The organism is Phaeobacter sp. JH20_26 (assembly GCF_048056275.1).
Classification (GTDB): Bacteria; Pseudomonadota; Alphaproteobacteria; order Rhodobacterales; family Rhodobacteraceae; genus Phaeobacter; species Phaeobacter bryozoorum.
This window is the reverse complement of record NZ_JAYMWL010000013.1, coordinates 888,324-906,642: the sequence shown is the minus strand read 5'-3', so window position 1 is coordinate 906,642 and position 18,319 is coordinate 888,324. Positions and strand designations below refer to the sequence as shown.

Here is an 18,319-nt window from a genome sequence, read left to right as displayed (position 1 = left end):
GCCCATCGGGGCAGGGGCCAAAATTCAGGACCATATGAGCGTAGAACACGACAAAGCACTGGCAGCAAAGGGGCGGCACATCGCGTTGGTGATTGCCGCAACCATGCTTGGTTGGCTGGCAATGTCGTTGTTCATCGGCCCCGCGCTGGGGCTCGCCGGACGCTACGCTCTGCTGTTTGATTTCGCAGCCCTTGCAGGCTTCATCTATGCAGCGGTCAACATTTTTCAACTCTGGCGGATGCGCCAGGACAGCCAAAGGTAGGCAGACATGCTGAAGGACCAGGACCGGATCTTTACCAACCTTTACGGGATGCATGAGCGCACATTGGCAGGCGCAAAACAGCGGGGCCATTGGGATGGCACTGCGGGCATCATCGAAAAAGGGCGGGACTGGATCATCCAGAACATGAAGGATTCCGGCCTGCGCGGACGCGGTGGTGCGGGCTTCCCGACCGGCCTGAAATGGTCCTTCATGCCGAAGGAGAGCGACGGGCGTCCCTCCTATCTGGTCATCAACGCCGATGAATCGGAGCCGGGCACCTGCAAAGACCGCGAGATCATGCGCCATGATCCGCACACGCTGATCGAGGGCGCGCTGATCGCCTCCTTCGCGATGAATGCGCATACCTGCTACATCTATCTGCGCGGCGAATACATCCGCGAGCGCGAGGCGCTGCAGGCCGCGATTGATGAATGCTATGACCAAGGTCTTCTGGGTCGCAATGCCGCCGGATCCGGTTGGGACTTCGACGTCTTTCTGCACCATGGTGCAGGGGCCTATATCTGTGGCGAAGAAACTGCGCTGATTGAAAGCCTTGAGGGCAAGAAGGGCATGCCACGTATGAAGCCGCCGTTCCCGGCTGGTGCTGGCCTCTATGGTTGCCCGACCACGGTGAACAACGTGGAGTCTATCGCCGTGGTGCCGACCATTCTGCGCCGTGGCCCGGATTGGTTTGCAGGCTTTGGCCGTCAGAACAACGCGGGCACCAAGCTGTTTGCGATCTCCGGTCATGTCAACAACCCCTGTGTGGTTGAGGAAGCAATGTCGATCTCCTTTGAAGAGCTGATCGAGAAGCATTGCGGCGGTATCCGGGGCGGTTGGGACAACTTGCTGGCGGTCATTCCCGGTGGCTCTTCTGTTCCCTGCGTGCGCGGCGAGAAGATGAAAGACGCCATCATGGACTTCGACTATCTGCGCGGCGAACTGGGCTCCGGCCTTGGCACCGCAGCGGTCATCGTGATGGATAAGAACACGGACATCATCAAGGCGATCTGGCGTCTGTCCAAGTTCTACAAACACGAAAGCTGTGGCCAGTGTACGCCGTGTCGTGAAGGCACCGGCTGGATGATGCGCGTGATGGACCGTCTGGTGAAGGGCGAGGCCGAGCTGGAAGAGATCGACATGCTGTGGGATGTGACCAAGCAGGTCGAAGGCCACACCATCTGTGCACTTGGCGATGCTGCGGCCTGGCCGATCCAGGGTTTGATCCGCAACTTCCGCGAGGAAATCGAGGACCGTATCAAGGCACAGAAGTCAGGGCGCATGGGCGCCATGGCAGCCGAATAGGGTCGGGGGGCAGCGGATGATCACGGGTGTGACCAAAACCATGGCTGTGCTGGCCGTCTGCGGCGGAGTGCTGGCGGGGTGTGACGGTATCGTCAACAATCGCCCGACCTACGCGGGCGTGCCCTTCTCGGCGAAGTCCAAAGCGGTCAACAAGAAAGAGACGCTGGCGGTGTTTACCACTACGGTATCCAAAGCCTCGCGCTCGCTGGAAGGCGCGCGGCTGGCCGCTCATCACGAAAGCACCCGTTACTGCATCGAAAACTTCGGCACGTCGCGCATTGCCTGGCAGGTCAACCCGCTTGATGCGGATATTGCCGTGCCGCTGGATGGCGATACGGCCGTCTATGGCGGAACCTGCACCCCGTGATCGCAGGCCGGGCATATCCCTTGGCCGCGCAATCTGCGCCCACGCCGGTGTTATTGCATAACGCCGTCGCCTGCGCGCGTTCTGGTCGCTCCCTCACCAAGGAGTGTTCACCAATGCGAATCCTGATTGCGACATGTGCCGCCTGCCTGATGCTGCTGCCGTCGATGGGCGCGGCAAAGCCGTCCTTGCGCGATGTGCAAGAGATCGAAGACCCGCTGTTCGCGGTCGCTCTGGCCAAGGAAGTGGCCGACCACTGTGATGCGATTACCGCGCGTTACTTCAAGGGTCTGACCGAACTGCGGCGCCTGCGGGCACGTGCCAATGCTCTTGGCTATACGGATACGGAAATCCGCGCCTACATCGGCTCGGACGAGGAAAAAGCCCGGATGCGGGCCAAGGGAGAACGCTTCCTGGCGCAAAACGGGGTCTCATATGAGAAAACGGAAACATTCTGTACGTTTGGTCGTGCGGAAATCAAGAAAAACAGCGCGATCGGCGTTTTACTGAGGGCGAAATAGACCATGTCTGACCTCCGCAAGATCAACATTGACGGAACCGAGATTGAGGTGGATGGGGCGATGACCCTGATCCAGGCCTGTGAAGAGGCCGGGGTGGAAATTCCCCGCTTCTGCTACCACGAGCGCCTGTCCATCGCCGGCAATTGCCGGATGTGCCTGGTTGAGGTTGTCGGCGGCCCGCCGAAACCTGCCGCCTCCTGCGCCATGCAGGTCCGCGACCTGCGTCCCGGTCCCGAAGGCCAGGCGCCGCAGGTGAAGACCAATTCGCCGATGGTCAAGAAGGCCCGTGAGGGCGTGATGGAGTTCCTGCTGATCAACCATCCGCTGGATTGCCCGATCTGCGATCAGGGTGGCGAATGTGATCTTCAGGATCAGGCGATGGCTTATGGCGTTGATTTCTCGCGCTTCCGAGAGCCAAAGCGCGCCGTCGACGATCTCGATCTCGGTCCGCTCGTCGGCACCGCAATGACCCGCTGCATTTCCTGCACGCGTTGCGTTCGTTTCACCACCGAAGTCGCAGGCATTACCCAGATGGGCCAGACCGGTCGTGGTGAGGATAGCGAGATTACCTCCTATCTGAACGAGACGCTGGATTCGAACCTTCAGGGCAATATCATCGACCTGTGCCCGGTGGGGGCGCTGACCTCGAAACCCTATGCCTTCACGGCCCGCCCGTGGGAGTTGACCAAAACCGAAACCATCGACGTGATGGACGCGCTGGGGTCGAACATCCGTGTCGACACCAAGGGCCGCGAAGTGATGCGCATCCTGCCGCGCAACCATGACGGCGTGAATGAGGAATGGATCAGCGACAAGACCCGGTTCGTCTGGGACGGGCTGCGTCGCCAGCGTCTGGATCGCCCCTATGTGCGTGTCGACGGCAAGCTGAAGCCCGCGACCTGGCCGGAGGCCCTGGAGGCAGCGGCCGCCGCAATGAAGGGCAAGAAGATTGCCGGCCTGATCGGTGATCTGGTCCCGGTTGAGGCGGCTTTTGCGCTGAAACAGCTGGTCGAAGGGGAGGGTGGCAAGGTTGAGTGCCGGACGGACAAGGCCCGTCTGCCGATCGGCAACCGCGCGGCCTATGTCGGCACCGCAACCATCGAAGATATCGACAGCGCCAAGGCGATCATGCTGATTGGCACCGATCCTCGCAATGAGGCGCCGGTTCTGAACGCCCGCCTGCGCAAGGCCTGGATCAACGGCGCCAATATCGGCCTGATCGGCCAGCCGGTCGATCTGACCTATGACTACGCCCACCTCGGCACCGACCGCGCAGCGCTCGAGACACTGCTCAACGGCGAAACCGAAGGCGCGATTGGCAAAGATACGCTGGTCATCGTCGGCCAGGGCGCCCTGCGTGAGGCCGATGGTCTGGCGGTACTGGCCCATGCGCAGAAATACGCGGCCATGACCGAGAGCAAACTGCTGGTGCTGCACACCGCTGCCGGCCGTGTTGGTGCGATGGATGTGAATGCGGTCACCGAGGGTGGCCTTGAGGCGGCCATCGACGGCGCAGAGGTGATCTACAACCTCGGCGCTGATGAGGTCGAAATTGATGCAGGCGCCTTTGTGATCTACCAGGGCTCGCACGGCGATCGTGGTGCCCATCGCGCCGACGTCATCCTGCCCGGCGCTGCCTATACCGAAGAAAACGGTCTGTTCGTGAACACCGAAGGGCGTCCGCAGCTGGCCATGCGCGCAAGCTTTGCCCCCGGTGAGGCCAAGGAAAACTGGGCGATCCTGCGGGCGCTCAGCGCGGAGCTGGATGCCAAGCTGCCATATGACTCGCTGGCGCAACTGCGCAGTGGGCTGGTCGCAGAGGTGCCGCATCTGGCGCGCATTGACGAAGTGGCGGCAAATGACGGCCCGGCGCTTGAGGTTGAGGCCATGGGCAAGGCGGCATTCCTGCCTGCGGTCAAGGACTTCTACCTGACCAACCCGATTGCGCGGTCGTCGCAGCTGATGGCGGAACTCTCCGCCAACGCAAAGGCGCGTAGCGCCGAGAAGATCGCGGCGGAGTGATCCGTGCGAGCATCATATCGCCTCTGCTGCTGGCAGCCTGCGTGCAGGCCCCGCAGACGTCTCGGGCGCCGTTCACCCCCGATTACAAAGGGGTAGAGACACGGCTACTGGATGGCGATCTGGTGCAATTCCACGTGGCCATGACCGGCGCCCGCAATGGTGCCGATCTGGACAACTATGCGGAATGCGCGGCGGCGCAATATGCGCTGATCCGCGGTTATGGATTTGCACGTCATGTGCGCACAAAAATGAAACAAGAGGGTGGCAATCAGACGGCAGATGCTGTCTACACCATCTCGCCTTCCCTCCCGCGCGGACTGCGCACCATCGACGCCGAAGTCGTGGTCGCGGATTGCGAGGCTAACGGAATACCCACGGTGTGAGGACCTATGGCTGAATTCTTTAACACCCCAGGCGGCATCGCTGTTCTGATCCTGGCGCAAGTGCTTGCAGTTGTTGCATTTGTCATGATTTCGCTGCTGTTCCTCGTCTACGGGGACCGCAAGATCTGGGCGGCTGTCCAGATGCGTCGTGGCCCCAATGTCGTAGGCATCTACGGCCTGCTGCAAACGGTGGCCGACGCGCTCAAATATGTTGTCAAAGAGGTGGTGATCCCCGCCGGTGCCGATCGCACCGTGTTTATTCTGGCCCCATTGACCAGCTTTGTGCTGGCGATGATCGCCTGGGCGGTGATCCCCTTCAACGACGGCTGGGTCCTGTCGGACATCAATGTGGCGATCCTCTATGTTTTCGCGGTCTCCAGCTTGGAGGTCTACGGCGTGATCATGGGCGGCTGGGCGTCGAACTCGAAATATCCGTTTCTCGGTTCCTTGCGCTCAGCGGCGCAGATGATCTCTTACGAGGTCTCGATTGGTCTGATTATCGTTGGGGTCATCATCTCCACCGGCAGCATGAACTTCGGCGACATCGTACGTGCGCAGGACGGCGATCTGGGTCTGCTGAACTGGTACTGGATCCCGCATTTCCCGATGGTCTTCCTGTTCTTCATCTCGGCACTTGCGGAAACCAACCGCCCGCCGTTCGATCTGCCGGAAGCGGAATCGGAGCTGGTTGCAGGCTACCAGGTGGAATACTCGGCGACACCGTTCCTGCTGTTCATGGCCGGGGAATACATCGCCATCTTCCTGATGTGCGCGCTGACAACACTGCTGTTCTTCGGCGGCTGGCTGTCTCCGATCCCTGGGCTGCCCGACGGCGTCCTGTGGATGGTCGGCAAAATGGCGTTCTTCTTCTTCCTCTTCGCAATGGTGAAGGCAATCACGCCCCGCTACCGCTATGACCAGCTGATGCGTCTGGGTTGGAAAGTGTTCCTGCCGTTCTCGCTGGCCTGGGTGGTCTTCGTATCCTTTGCTGCAAAATTTGACTGGTTCTGGGGCATCTTCGCCCGCTGGACCGTGGGAGGCTGATCAATGGCGAACATCGACTACACCCGCGCCGCCAAATACTTCCTGCTGCAGGATTTCTGGGTCGGCTTCAAACTGGGGATGAAGTATTTCTTTGCCCCTAAGGCCACCCTGAACTATCCGCACGAGAAGGGCCCGCTCTCGCCGCGTTTTCGCGGCGAGCACGCGCTGCGTCGCTATCCGAACGGCGAGGAGCGCTGCATTGCCTGTAAACTGTGCGAGGCGATCTGCCCGGCGCAGGCGATCACCATCGACGCGGAACCGCGCGAGGACGGCAGCCGCCGCACCACGCGGTACGACATCGACATGACGAAGTGTATCTACTGCGGTTTCTGCCAGGAAGCCTGCCCGGTGGATGCAATTGTCGAAGGCCCGAACTTCGAGTTCGCCACCGAGACCCGCGAGGAGCTGTTCTATGACAAGGACAAGCTGCTTTCGAACGGGGAGCGCTGGGAAGCCGAGATCGCGCGCAATCTCGAACTGGACGCGCCGTACCGATGAGCGATGCCAAGAACCCATTTGAGGCCATGATGGCCCAGGCCCAGGACATGGCCAAAGCCCTGAACCCGGCGTTGGAGAGCTTCTCTCCCACCGGAGCGTTCAAGGAGTTTGAAGCGCTGTGGCCGACGATGCCGAAGGATGTCATGGAGATGATGTTCGGCAATACCGTCAACAAGGGCGGGCTGGATGCCAAAACCCGGCTGCTGCTGACATTGGCCGGGCTGACAATGCAGGGCGCACAGGCGGATTCAGCCGTGCGCCAGACCGTACGCCATGCCCTGGAGGCGGGCGCTAAGAAACAAGAGATCGTTGAAACGATCGGACAGATGTCGGTGTTTGCCGGCATCCCGGCCATGACCCGCGCGCTGGAACTGGCGCAAGAGGTTCTGGACGCCAAAGGGGACGATGAAACATGACCGTTTTTGCCTTTTACCTCTTTGCCATCAGCGCCATCACCGGCGGGCTGTTCACAGTGATCAGCCGCCAGCCGGTGCATTCTGTGCTGTGGCTGATCCTGGCCTTTATTTCCTCGGCCGGGCTGTTCGTGCTGCTGGGCGCCGAATTTGTCGCCATGCTGCTGGTCATCGTCTACGTCGGTGCCGTTGCGGTGCTGTTCCTCTTTGTGGTGATGATGCTGGACGTGGATTTTGCCGAGCTGAAAGCAGAGATGGCGCGCTATATGCCGCTGGCGCTGCTCATCGGTCTGGTGATCCTTATGCAGTTCGTGATGGCTTTTGGTGTGTGGGAAACCGCACCGGCGGCGGCCACGCAGCTGGCCCAGCCGATCCCGACTGACCAGCATAACACCGAGGCGCTTGGCCTCATCATTTACGACCAATATTTCCTTCTGTTCCAACTTTCCGGCCTGATCCTGCTGGTTGCGATGATCGGCGCCATTGTGCTGACCCTGCGCCACCGCACCGACGTCAAGCGTCAGGACGTTGTCGCCCAGATGATGCGCGATCCGGCCTTGGCCATGGAACTCAAGGATGTGAAACCGGGGCAGGGGCTTTGAGACAATGATCACACTCGAGCATTATCTAACCGTCGCGGCGACGCTGTTCGTCATCGGCATCTTCGGGCTCTTCCTGAACCGCAAGAACGTCATCATCCTGCTGATGAGCATCGAACTGATGCTCTTGGCGGTGAACATCAACCTTGTGGCTTTCTCCAGCTTCCTTGGGGATCTGGTGGGTCAGGTCTTCACCCTCTTTGTGCTGACCGTGGCCGCCGCCGAGGCCGCTATTGGTCTTGCGATCCTGGTTTGCTTCTTCCGCAACCGCGGCACCATCGCCGTGGAAGACATCAACGTGATGAAGGGCTAAAGCGTCATGGAAACCATCCTTCTCTTTGCCCCTCTGGTCGGGGCCATCATCTGTGGCTTTGGCTGGAAGTTCATCGGCGAGACCGCAGCCACCTGGACGGCGACCGGGCTTTTGTTCCTGTCGGCGCTTCTGTCGTGGATCGTCTTCCTCAGCTTTGACGGGGTGACCCAGTCGATCGAGATCATGCGCTGGATCGAAAGCGGCTCGCTGTCGACATCCTGGGCGATCCGTCTGGACCGGATGACGGCGATCATGCTGATCGTGGTGACCACGGTGTCATCGCTGGTGCATCTCTATTCCTTTGGCTACATGGCCCATGATCCGCAGTGGAAGGACGGGGAGAGCTACAAGCCGCGCTTCTTTGCCTATCTGTCGTTCTTTACCTTTGCGATGCTGATGCTGGTGACCTCCGACAACCTGGTCCAGATGTTCTTTGGCTGGGAAGGCGTGGGCGTTGCCTCCTACCTGCTGATCGGTTTCTACTACCGCAAGCCTTCGGCCAATGCGGCAGCGATGAAAGCCTTCATCGTCAACCGCGTGGGTGACTTTGGCTTTGCCCTCGGTATCTTTGCCCTGTTCTTCCTGACTGACAGCATCAATTTTGATGACATCTTTGCAGCGGTGCCGCAGCTGGCGGAAACCCAGCTGACCTTTCTCTGGTCGGAGTGGAATGCCGCCAATCTGATTGCAGTCCTGCTGTTCATTGGCGCCATGGGCAAATCGGCGCAGCTGATCCTGCACACCTGGCTGCCGGACGCGATGGAAGGCCCGACCCCGGTGTCGGCCCTGATCCACGCCGCCACCATGGTGACCGCCGGTGTCTTCCTGGTCTGCCGCATGTCGCCGCTGATGGAGTTCGCACCCGAAGCGACAACCTTCATCACCGTGCTGGGTGCAACCACGGCCTTCTTCGCGGCGACTGTGGGTCTGGTTCAGACCGACATCAAACGCGTGATCGCCTATTCGACATGTTCGCAGCTTGGCTACATGTTCGTTGCAGCCGGGGTAGGCATGTACTCCGCTGCGATGTTCCACCTGTTCACACATGCCTTCTTCAAGGCGATGCTGTTCCTTGGTGCAGGCTCCGTGATCCACGCGATGCACCATGAGCAGGACATGATGAACTACGGTGGTCTGCGCAAAAAGATCCCCTACACCTTTGCGGCGATGATGATTGGCACGCTGGCCATCACGGGCGTTGGTATCCCGCTGACCCACTTTGGCTTTGCCGGCTTCCTGTCCAAGGATGCCATTATCGAGAGCGCCTATGCTGGCGGGTCGATGTATGGTTTCTGGCTGCTGGTCATCGCGGCGGCAATGACATCCTTCTACAGCTGGCGCCTGATCTTCCTGACCTTCTACGGCAAGCCGCGCGGCGACAAGCATACGCATGATCACGCGCATGAAAGCCCGATGGTCATGCTGATCCCGCTGGGTGTGCTTGCCCTTGGTGCGATCTTCTCTGGCATGCTCTGGTACAACAGCTTCTTCGGCCATGCTGATAAGGTTGGCAAATTCTACGGCATCCCAGTGGCAGAAGCCGCGGCATATGGCGATGCGGCAGCGGATTCGGGCCACGGCGCTGATGACAGCCATGCCAGCACGGCGGATGACGGTCACGGCACAGCTGACGCATCCGGTGAGCATCACTATGTATTCGCAGGCCAGCCGGGCGAAGGCGCGCTGTATTTCGGTGCCGACAACACTGTTCTGGATGACGCGCACGCCGCTCCGAAATGGGTGAAAGTTTCGCCCTTTTTCGCGATGCTGCTTGGCCTTGGTCTTGCGATCCTGTTCTACATCGTGAACCCAAGCCTGCCGGGCCGTCTCGCCAAGCAGCAGCAGCCGCTCTACCTGTTCCTCAAGAACAAGTGGTATTTTGACGAGCTCTACGATTTTGTCTTTGTCAAACCGACGCTGATGATCGGCCGCTTCTTCTGGAAGCGCGGTGACGGCAAGACCATTGATGGCGCGCTCAACGGGATCGCCATGGGCATCATTCCCTTCTTCACCCGCCTCGCCGGTCGCGCACAGTCGGGTTACATTTTCACCTATGCTTTCTGGATGGTGCTGGGCATTGCTGCCCTGGTTACCTGGATGTCGATCGGCGGAGGAGCGCACTGATGGACAATCTCCTTTCTATTGTCACCTTTATCCCGGCGCTTGCGGCGGCCATTCTGGCCCTGTTCCTGCGCGGCGAGGATGAGGCGGCGCAGCGCAACGCCAAGTCTGTTGCGCTTTTTGCCACCACGATCACCTTCCTGGTGAGCCTTGGCATCTATTTCCAGTTCGACCCCTCCGACACAGGCTTTCAGTTTGTGGAAGAGGCCGAATGGATCTTTGGCCTGAAGTACAAGATGGGCGTCGATGGCATTTCGGTGCTGTTTGTGATGCTCACCACCTTTGTGATGCCGCTGACCATTTTGGCGAGCTGGGGTGTGAACACCCGCGTCAAGGAATACATGATCGCCTTCCTGATGCTGGAGACGCTGATGCTTGGCGTGTTCATGGCGCTGGATCTGGTGCTGTTCTACCTGTTCTTTGAGGCGGGCCTCATTCCGATGTTCCTGATCATCGGCATCTGGGGCGGCAAGGAACGGATCTACGCGTCGTTCAAATTCTTCCTCTACACCTTCTTTGGCTCGGTGCTGATGCTGGTGGCGATGGTCGCGATGTACGCAGATGCAGGCACCACCGATATTGCCCAGCTGCTGACGCACAGTTTCTCTGCCTCCGGCTTTGATCTTCTTGGTGTGCATGTCGTTGGTGGGATGCAGACCCTGTTGTTCCTCGCGTTCTTTGCCTCCTTCGCGGTGAAAATGCCGATGTGGCCGGTGCACACCTGGCTGCCCGATGCGCACGTGCAGGCGCCGACCGCAGGCTCCGTGGTGCTGGCGGCGATCTTGTTGAAGATGGGCGGCTACGGCTTCCTGCGCTTCAGCTTGCCGATGTTCCCCGTCGGGGCCGACGTGATGACGGATCTGATTCTGTGGATGTCGGCGATTGCGGTGGTCTATACTTCGCTGGTGGCGTTGGTGCAGTCGGACATGAAGAAGCTGATCGCCTATTCTTCGGTGGCGCATATGGGCTTTGTGACCATGGGCATCTTTGCGGCGAACCAGCAGGGCATTGATGGCGCGATCTTCCAGATGCTGAGCCACGGCTTCATCTCGGCGGCGCTCTTCCTCTGCGTGGGTGTCATCTATGATCGGATGCACACCCGTGACATCGACGCCTATGGTGGCCTTGTCATTCGTATGCCTGCCTATGCGCTGGTCTTCATGTTCTTCACGATGGGCAACGTCGGCCTGCCGGGCACCTCGGGCTTCATCGGGGAATTCCTGACGCTGATGGGCACCTTCCAGAAGAACACCTGGGTCGCAGCAGTTGCCGCAACCGGTGTCATCTTCTCGGCAGGCTATGCGCTGTGGCTCTACCGCCGCGTGGTCTTTGGCGACCTGATCAAGGGCAGCCTCAAGACCATCAAGGATATGACTGCCCGCGAGCGGTTCATCTTTGCACCGCTGGTGGTGATGACCATCCTTCTGGGCGTCTACCCGGCGCTTGTCACCGATATCATCAGCCCGTCGACCGAGGCGCTGATTGCAAACTTCAATGAATCTCTGGCTGCCGCGGACCTGTCCCCGGCGACCCAGATAGCTTCGCACTAAGGGGGCGTGGGCGATGATCCCAGCTGATCTCACCGTTATCCTGCCAGAGATTGTTCTGGCGCTCAGCGCAATGGCGGCGCTCCTTGGCGCCGTCTACACCGGCAAGGACAAACTGGCCCCGGCGTTGATCTGGCTGATGGCCGGTTTGATGTCGGCGCTGGCCATCTGGATCGCCACCGGATCCTCGGGCAGCCGCGAGGCATTCAACGGCATGTTCGTCGACGATGGTTTTGCCCGCTTTGCCAAGGTCGCCATCCTGCTGTCGGCCTCTGCCGTGCTGGTCATGGGCCAGGACTACATGTCACGCCGTGGCATGTTGCGCTTTGAATATCCCATCCTCGTCGCGCTGAGCGCGGTAGGCATGATGGTGATGGTCTCGGCCGGCAACCTGATGTCGCTGTACATGGGCCTTGAGCTGCAGTCTCTGGCGCTCTACGTCGTGGCGTCGCTGCGTCGTGACAGTGTAAAATCCACCGAAGCCGGTCTGAAGTACTTCGTGCTCGGCGCGCTTTCGTCCGGTTTGCTGCTCTATGGCGCATCGCTGGTCTATGGTTTTGCCGGGACCACCGACTTTGCCGGTATCTACGCGGTGGCCAAGCATGGTGAAGTCTCCGTCGGTCTGCTGTTCGGCCTGGTCTTCCTGATCTCCGGCATGGCGTTCAAGGTGTCTGCCGTGCCGTTCCACATGTGGACCCCTGACGTCTACGAAGGCGCGCCGACCCCGGTTACCGCATTCTTTGCATCGGCGCCGAAGGTTGCGGCCATGGGTCTGTTCGCCCGCGTGCTGCATGATGCCTTTGGTCATGCGGTACAGGACTGGAGCCAGGTTGTGGCCCTTCTGTCGCTGCTGTCGATGTTCGTCGGGGCCGTTGCCGCCATCGGCCAGCGCGATATCAAGCGTCTGATGGCCTATTCCTCGATCGCCCATATGGGCTATGCGCTGATGGGCCTCGCCGCGGGCACCGCTTATGGCGTGCAGGCGCTGCTGGTCTATATGGCGATCTATGTCTCGATGAACATCGGCACCTTTGCCTTCATCCTGATGATGGAGAAGGACGGTAAGCCGATCACTGACATTCGCGCGCTCAACCTCTACTCCCGTCGCGAGCCGGGCAAGGCGCTGGCGATGCTGATCCTGTTGTTTTCTCTGGCGGGTGTACCGCCGATGCTGGGCTTCTTCGGCAAGCTTTATGTGCTTAATGCGGCCTATCAGGCGGATATGGCGTGGCTGGCGATTGCCGGTGTGATCGCATCGGTTATCGGCGCGTTCTACTACCTGCGCATCGTGTACTACATGTATTTCGGTGAAGAGGGCGAGGAGCTGGAAACCAACCGCTCGCCGATCCTTTGGGGGTTCCTGATGGCCTCGGCGGCCGTGATGCTTCTTGGGATCATCAACATGTTCGGCATCGAGGGTGCAGCGGCTGCGGCGGCTGCCACGCTGGTCAACTGACGGTTTCGACACAGAACACACAAAGGCCTGGTCTGCGGACCGGGCCTTTTTGCCTTGAAGGGACAGCATCATGAGTGATTGGCCAGAGGGATACGAGCGGAGCCTGCTTGACGAGGTGGACAGCACCCTCGATGAGGCGGCGCGCCGCGCGCCCACATTGACCGGCCCTGAATGGATCATGGCCAAACGCCAGACAAAGGGGCGGGGGCGCCGTGGCCGTGCCTGGAAGGAGCCCAAGGGGAATTTTGCCGCAACACTCGTCATGCGGCCGGAGGGGCCACCCGATCAGGTGGCGCTGCGCAGCTTTGTTGCGGCGCTGGCGCTTTATGATGCCTGTGTCGCGCTCTGCGGCGAGACGGCTGGACTTGCACTGAAATGGCCCAATGACGTGCTGCTGAATGGTGGCAAGCTGGCGGGGATCCTGCTGGAAAGCGCGGGGGCCGCCGCCGGTGTGACACATCTTGCGATCGGGATTGGTGTCAATCTGATCGAGACGCCGATGCAGGAATGGCTGGAACCGGGTGCTGTCTGGCCTGTCTCGCTGCTGTCGGAAACCGGGGTCCAGGTCACCCCAGAGGCGTTCCTGACCGCGCTTGCTGTCGCCTATGACCGCTATGAACGACAGTTCGTCACCTATGGGTTCGAGCCGATCCGCACCGCCTGGCTGGCCCGTGCTGCGCGCCTGGGCGAGGTGGTGGTGGCCCGCACCATGAACTCCGAAACCGAAGGCACCTTTGAGACAGTGGACGGCGGCGGCAACCTCGTCCTAAACACCGCCAAGGGCCGTGTCAGCATTCCGGCGGCGGATATCTTTTTCTAGGGCATAGGAACGGGGCAGGTCATGCTTTTGGCAGTCGATTGCGGCAACACCAATACTGTCTTCTCAATCTGGGACGGGGAGAATTTCATCGGCACCTGGCGTACCGCCACCGATTGGCGGCGCACGGCGGATCAGTATTTTGTCTGGCTCAATACGCTGATACGGCTACAGGGGATCGAAGCGGATATCACCGATATGATCATCTCCTCCACGGTCCCGCGCGTTGTGTTCAATCTGCGGGTGCTGGCGGATCGTTACTTCCACACTCGCCCCCTGGTGGTGGGTAAGCCTGACTGCCTGCTGCCGGTTGCGGTGCGGGTTGATCAGGGAACCAATGTCGGCCCGGACCGTTTGGTCAATACAGTCTCCGGGTTTGACAAATATGGCGGCAACCTCATCGTCGTCGATTTTGGCACGGCGACAACCTTTGACGTGGTGGCCGAGGATGGCGCCTATATCGGCGGTGTGATTGCGCCGGGGGTGAATTTGAGCCTGGAAGCCCTACATCAGGCAGCAGCGGCCCTGCCGCATGTGGATATTTCCAAACCCCAGTCGGTGATCGGCACCAATACGGTTGCATGTATGCAGTCAGGTGTGTTCTGGGGATACGTAGGACTGGTGCGCGAAATCTGCGCCCGCATCAAAGCGGAGCGCGATGTGCCGATGAAAGTAATCTCGACAGGCGGGCTGGCGCCTTTGTTCCAGCAAACAGCAGATCTGTTTGACGCATTTGAGGATGATCTCACGATGCATGGGCTACAGATCATACACAAATATAATAAGGATAACGGTCTCGAGGATGAGCACTGAACGTTTAATCTACCTGCCCCTCGGCGGGGCAGGCGAAATTGGTATGAACGCCTATATCTACGGCTACGGCAAACCGGGCAAGGAACGCCTGGTCTTGGTTGATCTTGGCGTTACTTTCCCGGACATGGACAGCACGCCCGGCGTGGATCTGATCATGCCGGACATCAGCTGGCTGAAGGAACGGGCCGACCAGCTGGAGGGGGTGTTCATCACCCACGCCCATGAGGATCACATCGGCGCCGTGGCGCATCTCTACCGTGACCTGAATGTGCCAATCTATGCCCGTGCCTTTACCGCAAATCTGGCGCGCCGCAAGATGGATGAGGCCGGTCTGGACAGCGAAGAGGTGAAAACCGTCTCCGCATGGCCAGAGGTCACCAAACTGGGGCCGTTTACCATCGGCGTTGCACCGATCTCACATTCCATTCCGGAGAGTGGCGGTCTGGTGATCGACACGCCTGCGGGCCGGGTCGTTCACACCGGTGATTTCAAAACCGACCCGACGCCGATTGTCGGCGAGGCATTTGATCCCGACATGTGGAGCGAGATTGCCAAGGATGGCGTCAAGGCGCTGGTCTGCGACTCCACCAATGTATTCTCGCTGCATCCGGGCCGGTCTGAGGTCGATGTCGGACCCGAGATCACCCGCCTGGTGGGCGAGGCTGAGGGGATGGTGGTTGCCACCACATTTGCCTCCAATGTCGCGCGGGTGAAAACCCTCGCCGAGGCCGGTCAGCGGGCCGGGCGCTCCATCGTGCTGCTGGGCCGCGCCATGCAGCGCATGATCGAAGCCGCCACCGAAACCGGCGTGCTCAAGGACTTTCCGAAGGTGGTCAGTGTCGAGGCCGCGCAAGAGCTGCCGCGTGAGAACCTGATGCTGATCGTGACTGGTAGCCAGGGCGAACGCCGTGCGGCGTCCGCCCAGCTGGCGCGCGGCAAGTATCGCGGGATCGAGGTTAAGGAGGGCGACCTGTTCCTGTTCTCCTCAAAGACCATTCCGGGCAATGAGCGTGGCGTCATTCGCATCATCAACCAGTTCTCCGAAAAGGGTGTGGATGTGGTCGATGACAGCTCCGGTCTCTACCATGTCTCCGGTCACGCAAACCGCCCCGATCTGGAGCGGATGCACGATATCATCAAGCCGCAGATGCTGATCCCGATGCACGGCGAGCACCGTCACCTGCGCCAGCACGCCCGTCTCGGCGAGGCCAAGGACATTGCCAGCGCGGTTGTGGTCAACGGCATGATGATGGACCTGACCGGTGATCGCCCCAAGGTCGTGGATTATGTCGACACCGGTCGCACCTATCTGGATGGGTCGGTCAAATACGGTGCGCTGGATGGCGTGGTCCGGGACCGGATTCGCATGGCGCTGAACGGCCATATCATCGTCACCGTCATTCTTGACGAGGAAGATGAGCCATTGGGCGAACCTTGGTGCGATATCAAGGGGTTGGCCGAGACAGGCCGCTCCAATGCCGCGCTGGTCGAGGTGATGGAAGAGGATCTCAACCAGTTCATCATGCGCGCCGGTGCCAAAACACTGCGCGATGACGACAAGCTGGAAGAAAACCTTCGCCGCGTTGCCCGCCAGACAGCACAGAACGAGATTGGCAAGAAACCGGAAGTTACCGTGGTGGTCAGCCGGATGCGCTGATCGCTTCGGATCAAGTTGATAGACAGGCCCGCCGCAGTTTCTGTGGCGGGCTTTTTTTATGTGCACATCGGCCCTGTGGGCCACAGCCCACGCGCTTTATAGAAAAAGCCCCGGCGGTGGGGCCGGGGCTTTGTTCGGCTGCTATAGGGGCAACCGTCAATCTATACTGCGCAGGCGTCGCTGCGGATGGGGTCAGGCGTGCCGGGGGCGCGACAGCAGCGCTGCAAGCTTGCCGGGCACGCTGACGATCCCACGGCCCAGGCTGCGCAGGAAGGAAGCCATCGCCTGTGCGCGCAGCTCATGTGCGCGGGCTTCGATGGCGCGGATTTCGTCGGCGGTCACAGTGGGGAACTCAAGGTTGTTCATGGCGGCTCTCATCTTGCTTAAGTGCGTCTTGTTGCCCTCCAGATAGGCGTTCCTGCCGGGGGCGACATCTGCAAAAATGGGCAATCCTGCCATGCCGCAAGTGCAAAGCTCATGAGAGAATTCGGGCGCTGTTTGCGGTCAGGTTCCTGATCACACATATGAAAAAGGGCCGCCCCAAGAGGCAGCCCTTCGGAATACGACTATGCGGTAGCCAGTTTAGCCGGCGCGGCGCTCGGCAAAGCTGAGTGCGATAAAGCTCGGCATATGGTCGCCCATGCCAACCACATTGTTGCGGTCGTTGCCACCACGTCCCCGGCCGGATTTCTGGTTGCCCTTCTGCCCGGTCTTGGGGGTGGAGGGTTTCTCAGCCGATTTCTGACGGGAGGAAGAGCGGCTATCGCTGCGCTTCTCCTGCTCGCCTTGCGGCTGCTCCGGCGTTGCCGCTTTGGCTTCAGCTGTCGGGGTATCCTTGGCCTGTGCCTCTGGCGCTGCGGTCTCTTCCTTGGCGGCTGATTCCTTGGCAGCCGATGCACGGGTGGAAGACCTGCGGCTGCGGGTCTTGCGCTCTGTGGTCTCGCCGGTCGCTGCGTCCTTGCTGTCTTTTGCCGCTGGTTCGGCCTTTTTCAGCGGGTTCTCAAGACGCGGGATCTCGTTCTGGACAAGGCGCTCGATATCTTCGAGGTTCCTTTCGTCCTTGGGCACGCAGATCATCATCGCGGTGCCGTTACGGCCTGCGCGACCCGTCCGGCCGATGCGGTGAACATAGTCCTCAGCATGGCTCGGCACATCGAAGTTGAACACATGGCTGACGCTGGGCACATCAAGCCCGCGGGCGGCCACATCAGATGCCACCAGAAAGCGCAGCGACCCTTCGCGGAAGCCTTCCAGCGTCTTGGTGCGCTGGCTCTGATCAAGATCACCGTGGATCGGTGCCGCGTCATAGCCGTATTTCTTCAGCGATTTCGCAACGATATCCACATCCGTCTTACGGTTGCAGAAGATGATCGCATTGGTGCATTTCTCGCCTTCCTGATCAATCAGGTGGCGCAGAAGCTTCCGTTTCTCGCTGCCTTCACGATCGCGGCGCGAGGCTTTGAACAGCACAACACCCTGGGAAATATTCTCAGAGGTGGTTGCCTGCCGCGCCACTTCGACACGCTCCGGGGCGGAGAGGAAGGTATTGGTGATCCGCTCGATCTCCGGCGCCATGGTGGCGGAGAAGAACAGGGTCTGACGGGTGAAGGGCGTAAGGCCGAAGATGCGTTCGATATCGGGGATGAACCCCATGTCGAGCATACGGTCGGCTTCATCCACCACCATCACCTTGACGTCAGACAGGATCAGCTTGCCGCGCTCGAAATGGTCGAGCAGGCGACCGGGCGTTGCGATCAGAACGTCAACCCCCTTGTCGATCAGCGTGTCCTGTTCCTTGAAGGAGACACCGCCGATCAGCAGGGCCTTCGTCAGTTTCAGGTGTTTGGTATAGGTGTCGAAGTTCTCCGCCACCTGGGCTGCCAGCTCCCGCGTGGGGCAAAGCACCAGGCTGCGCGGCATCCGCGCACGCGCGCGGCCACGCGCCAGCAGAGTGATCATCGGCAAGGTGAACGAAGCCGTCTTGCCGGTGCCGGTCTGTGCGATCCCCAGCACATCGCGCCCTTCCAAGGCGGGCGGAATCGCCCCTGCCTGAATGGGGGTGGGGGTTTCGTAACCCGCTTCCTCAATCGCTTTGAGGACTTTGGGGTTCAGGTTCAGATCTGAAAATTTTGTCATATGCGTCCGTTTTTGCGGACACTGACCTGGCCCGCGCGTGTATGTCAG

Annotated in this window: 19 protein-coding genes; 17 read left to right on the top strand and 2 right to left on the bottom strand. The window is 60.2% G+C overall.

Annotated elements, in window-relative coordinates; genetic code table 11:
- Window positions 1–34: 34 nt before the first annotated feature.
- The 17 genes from VWY60_RS10185 to VWY60_RS10105 all read left to right on the top strand — a co-directional run bounded on the left by VWY60_RS10185 (window position 35) and on the right by VWY60_RS10105 (window position 16,135).
- Window positions 35–262: a DUF5337 domain-containing protein gene (locus VWY60_RS10185; protein ID WP_014874156.1), complete on the top strand. Its 228-nt coding sequence runs from the start codon at window positions 35–37 to the stop codon at window positions 260–262.
- A gap of 6 nt (window positions 263–268) precedes the next feature.
- Window positions 269–1,567, top strand: a complete 1,299-nt coding sequence (nuoF, locus tag VWY60_RS10180) for an NADH-quinone oxidoreductase subunit NuoF (RefSeq protein WP_027247636.1) — start codon at window positions 269–271, stop codon at window positions 1,565–1,567.
- A 16-nt stretch (window positions 1,568–1,583) separates the two neighbouring features.
- Window positions 1,584–1,934 (top strand): hypothetical protein, encoded by a 351-nt coding sequence (locus tag VWY60_RS10175; RefSeq protein WP_340545119.1) that lies wholly within the window; start codon window positions 1,584–1,586, stop codon window positions 1,932–1,934.
- 113 nt (window positions 1,935–2,047) lie between these two features.
- Entirely contained in the window at window positions 2,048–2,452 is a 405-nt protein-coding gene (locus tag VWY60_RS10170) for a DUF5333 domain-containing protein (protein ID WP_340546294.1), read from the top strand.
- Between the two features lie 3 nt (window positions 2,453–2,455).
- Window positions 2,456–4,474: an NADH-quinone oxidoreductase subunit NuoG gene (gene nuoG / locus VWY60_RS10165; RefSeq protein ID WP_416540392.1), complete on the top strand. Its 2,019-nt coding sequence runs from the start codon at window positions 2,456–2,458 to the stop codon at window positions 4,472–4,474.
- A complete protein-coding gene (locus tag VWY60_RS10160) occupies window positions 4,471–4,857 on the top strand; it encodes a hypothetical protein (protein WP_416535934.1) in 387 nt (128 codons plus the stop codon). Before nuoG ends, VWY60_RS10160 begins: the two co-directional genes overlap by 4 nt.
- A 6-nt stretch (window positions 4,858–4,863) precedes the next feature.
- Window positions 4,864–5,901 (top strand): NADH-quinone oxidoreductase subunit NuoH, encoded by a 1,038-nt coding sequence (gene nuoH / locus VWY60_RS10155; protein ID WP_340545122.1) that lies wholly within the window; start codon window positions 4,864–4,866, stop codon window positions 5,899–5,901.
- A 3-nt stretch (window positions 5,902–5,904) separates the two neighbouring features.
- On the top strand, window positions 5,905–6,399 hold the full coding sequence (nuoI, locus tag VWY60_RS10150) for an NADH-quinone oxidoreductase subunit NuoI (protein WP_340545123.1): 495 nt from the start codon (window positions 5,905–5,907) through the stop codon (window positions 6,397–6,399).
- Window positions 6,396–6,815 (top strand): carboxymuconolactone decarboxylase family protein, encoded by a 420-nt coding sequence (locus VWY60_RS10145; RefSeq protein WP_340545124.1) that lies wholly within the window; start codon window positions 6,396–6,398, stop codon window positions 6,813–6,815. Before nuoI ends, VWY60_RS10145 begins: the two co-directional genes overlap by 4 nt.
- Entirely contained in the window at window positions 6,812–7,414 is a 603-nt protein-coding gene (locus VWY60_RS10140; protein WP_416537793.1) for an NADH-quinone oxidoreductase subunit J, read from the top strand. Before VWY60_RS10145 ends, VWY60_RS10140 begins: the two co-directional genes overlap by 4 nt.
- A gap of 4 nt (window positions 7,415–7,418) precedes the next feature.
- The gene (gene nuoK / locus VWY60_RS10135) at window positions 7,419–7,724 is read left to right on the top strand and encodes an NADH-quinone oxidoreductase subunit NuoK (RefSeq protein WP_014874166.1); all 306 of its coding nucleotides are present in this window, start codon (window positions 7,419–7,421) and stop codon (window positions 7,722–7,724) included.
- A 6-nt stretch (window positions 7,725–7,730) separates the two neighbouring features.
- Window positions 7,731–9,848 carry an NADH-quinone oxidoreductase subunit L gene (gene nuoL, locus VWY60_RS10130; protein WP_416540391.1) on the top strand — a complete coding sequence of 706 codons (2,118 nt, stop codon included), beginning with the start codon at window positions 7,731–7,733 and terminating at the stop codon, window positions 9,846–9,848.
- Window positions 9,848–11,395 (top strand): NADH-quinone oxidoreductase subunit M, encoded by a 1,548-nt coding sequence (locus VWY60_RS10125; protein ID WP_340545127.1) that lies wholly within the window; start codon window positions 9,848–9,850, stop codon window positions 11,393–11,395. Before nuoL ends, VWY60_RS10125 begins: the two co-directional genes overlap by 1 nt.
- Window positions 11,396–11,408: 13 nt before the next feature.
- Window positions 11,409–12,848 carry an NADH-quinone oxidoreductase subunit NuoN gene (gene nuoN / locus VWY60_RS10120; protein ID WP_340545128.1) on the top strand — a complete coding sequence of 480 codons (1,440 nt, stop codon included), beginning with the start codon at window positions 11,409–11,411 and terminating at the stop codon, window positions 12,846–12,848.
- A gap of 70 nt (window positions 12,849–12,918) precedes the next feature.
- On the top strand, window positions 12,919–13,668 hold the full coding sequence (locus VWY60_RS10115) for a biotin--[acetyl-CoA-carboxylase] ligase (RefSeq protein ID WP_416540390.1): 750 nt from the start codon (window positions 12,919–12,921) through the stop codon (window positions 13,666–13,668).
- A 21-nt stretch (window positions 13,669–13,689) separates the two neighbouring features.
- The gene (locus VWY60_RS10110; RefSeq protein ID WP_340545130.1) at window positions 13,690–14,478 is read left to right on the top strand and encodes a type III pantothenate kinase; all 789 of its coding nucleotides are present in this window, start codon (window positions 13,690–13,692) and stop codon (window positions 14,476–14,478) included.
- Entirely contained in the window at window positions 14,468–16,135 is a 1,668-nt protein-coding gene (locus VWY60_RS10105; RefSeq protein ID WP_416540389.1) for a ribonuclease J, read from the top strand. The genes VWY60_RS10110 and VWY60_RS10105 overlap by 11 nt, the downstream gene beginning before the upstream one ends.
- Before the next feature lie 192 nt (window positions 16,136–16,327).
- On the opposite strand, the gene VWY60_RS10100 is transcribed toward VWY60_RS10105, so the two are convergent.
- Together VWY60_RS10100 and VWY60_RS10095 are read right to left on the bottom strand one after the other, a co-directional pair.
- Window positions 16,328–16,501, bottom strand: a complete 174-nt coding sequence (locus tag VWY60_RS10100) for an RSP_7527 family protein (RefSeq protein WP_416535930.1) — start codon at window positions 16,499–16,501, stop codon at window positions 16,328–16,330.
- Between the two features lie 216 nt (window positions 16,502–16,717).
- Window positions 16,718–18,271 carry a DEAD/DEAH box helicase gene (locus VWY60_RS10095; protein WP_416540388.1) on the bottom strand — a complete coding sequence of 518 codons (1,554 nt, stop codon included), beginning with the start codon at window positions 18,269–18,271 and terminating at the stop codon, window positions 16,718–16,720.
- Window positions 18,272–18,319 lie beyond the last annotated feature (48 nt).

Excerpts from the sequence above, each read along its gene's own strand:
- VWY60_RS10185 (WP_014874156.1), top strand. The coding sequence starts at position 35 with ATGAGCGTAGAACACGACAAAGCACTGGCAGCAAAGGGGCGGCACATC.
- nuoF (WP_027247636.1), top strand. The coding sequence starts at position 269 with ATGCTGAAGGACCAGGACCGGATCTTTACCAACCTTTACGGGATGCAT.
- VWY60_RS10175 (WP_340545119.1), top strand. The coding sequence starts at position 1,584 with ATGATCACGGGTGTGACCAAAACCATGGCTGTGCTGGCCGTCTGCGGC.
- VWY60_RS10170 (WP_340546294.1), top strand. The coding sequence starts at position 2,048 with ATGCGAATCCTGATTGCGACATGTGCCGCCTGCCTGATGCTGCTGCCG.
- nuoG (WP_416540392.1), top strand. The coding sequence starts at position 2,456 with ATGTCTGACCTCCGCAAGATCAACATTGACGGAACCGAGATTGAGGTG.
- nuoH (WP_340545122.1), top strand. The coding sequence starts at position 4,864 with ATGGCTGAATTCTTTAACACCCCAGGCGGCATCGCTGTTCTGATCCTG.
- nuoI (WP_340545123.1), top strand. The coding sequence starts at position 5,905 with ATGGCGAACATCGACTACACCCGCGCCGCCAAATACTTCCTGCTGCAG.
- VWY60_RS10145 (WP_340545124.1), top strand. The coding sequence starts at position 6,396 with ATGAGCGATGCCAAGAACCCATTTGAGGCCATGATGGCCCAGGCCCAG.
- VWY60_RS10140 (WP_416537793.1), top strand. The coding sequence starts at position 6,812 with ATGACCGTTTTTGCCTTTTACCTCTTTGCCATCAGCGCCATCACCGGC.
- nuoK (WP_014874166.1), top strand. The coding sequence starts at position 7,419 with ATGATCACACTCGAGCATTATCTAACCGTCGCGGCGACGCTGTTCGTC.
- nuoL (WP_416540391.1), top strand. The coding sequence starts at position 7,731 with ATGGAAACCATCCTTCTCTTTGCCCCTCTGGTCGGGGCCATCATCTGT.
- VWY60_RS10125 (WP_340545127.1), top strand. The coding sequence starts at position 9,848 with ATGGACAATCTCCTTTCTATTGTCACCTTTATCCCGGCGCTTGCGGCG.
- nuoN (WP_340545128.1), top strand. The coding sequence starts at position 11,409 with ATGATCCCAGCTGATCTCACCGTTATCCTGCCAGAGATTGTTCTGGCG.
- VWY60_RS10115 (WP_416540390.1), top strand. The coding sequence starts at position 12,919 with ATGAGTGATTGGCCAGAGGGATACGAGCGGAGCCTGCTTGACGAGGTG.
- VWY60_RS10110 (WP_340545130.1), top strand. The coding sequence starts at position 13,690 with ATGCTTTTGGCAGTCGATTGCGGCAACACCAATACTGTCTTCTCAATC.
- VWY60_RS10105 (WP_416540389.1), top strand. The coding sequence starts at position 14,468 with ATGAGCACTGAACGTTTAATCTACCTGCCCCTCGGCGGGGCAGGCGAA.
- VWY60_RS10100 (WP_416535930.1), bottom strand. The coding sequence starts at position 16,501 with ATGAACAACCTTGAGTTCCCCACTGTGACCGCCGACGAAATCCGCGCC.
- VWY60_RS10095 (WP_416540388.1), bottom strand. The coding sequence starts at position 18,271 with ATGACAAAATTTTCAGATCTGAACCTGAACCCCAAAGTCCTCAAAGCG.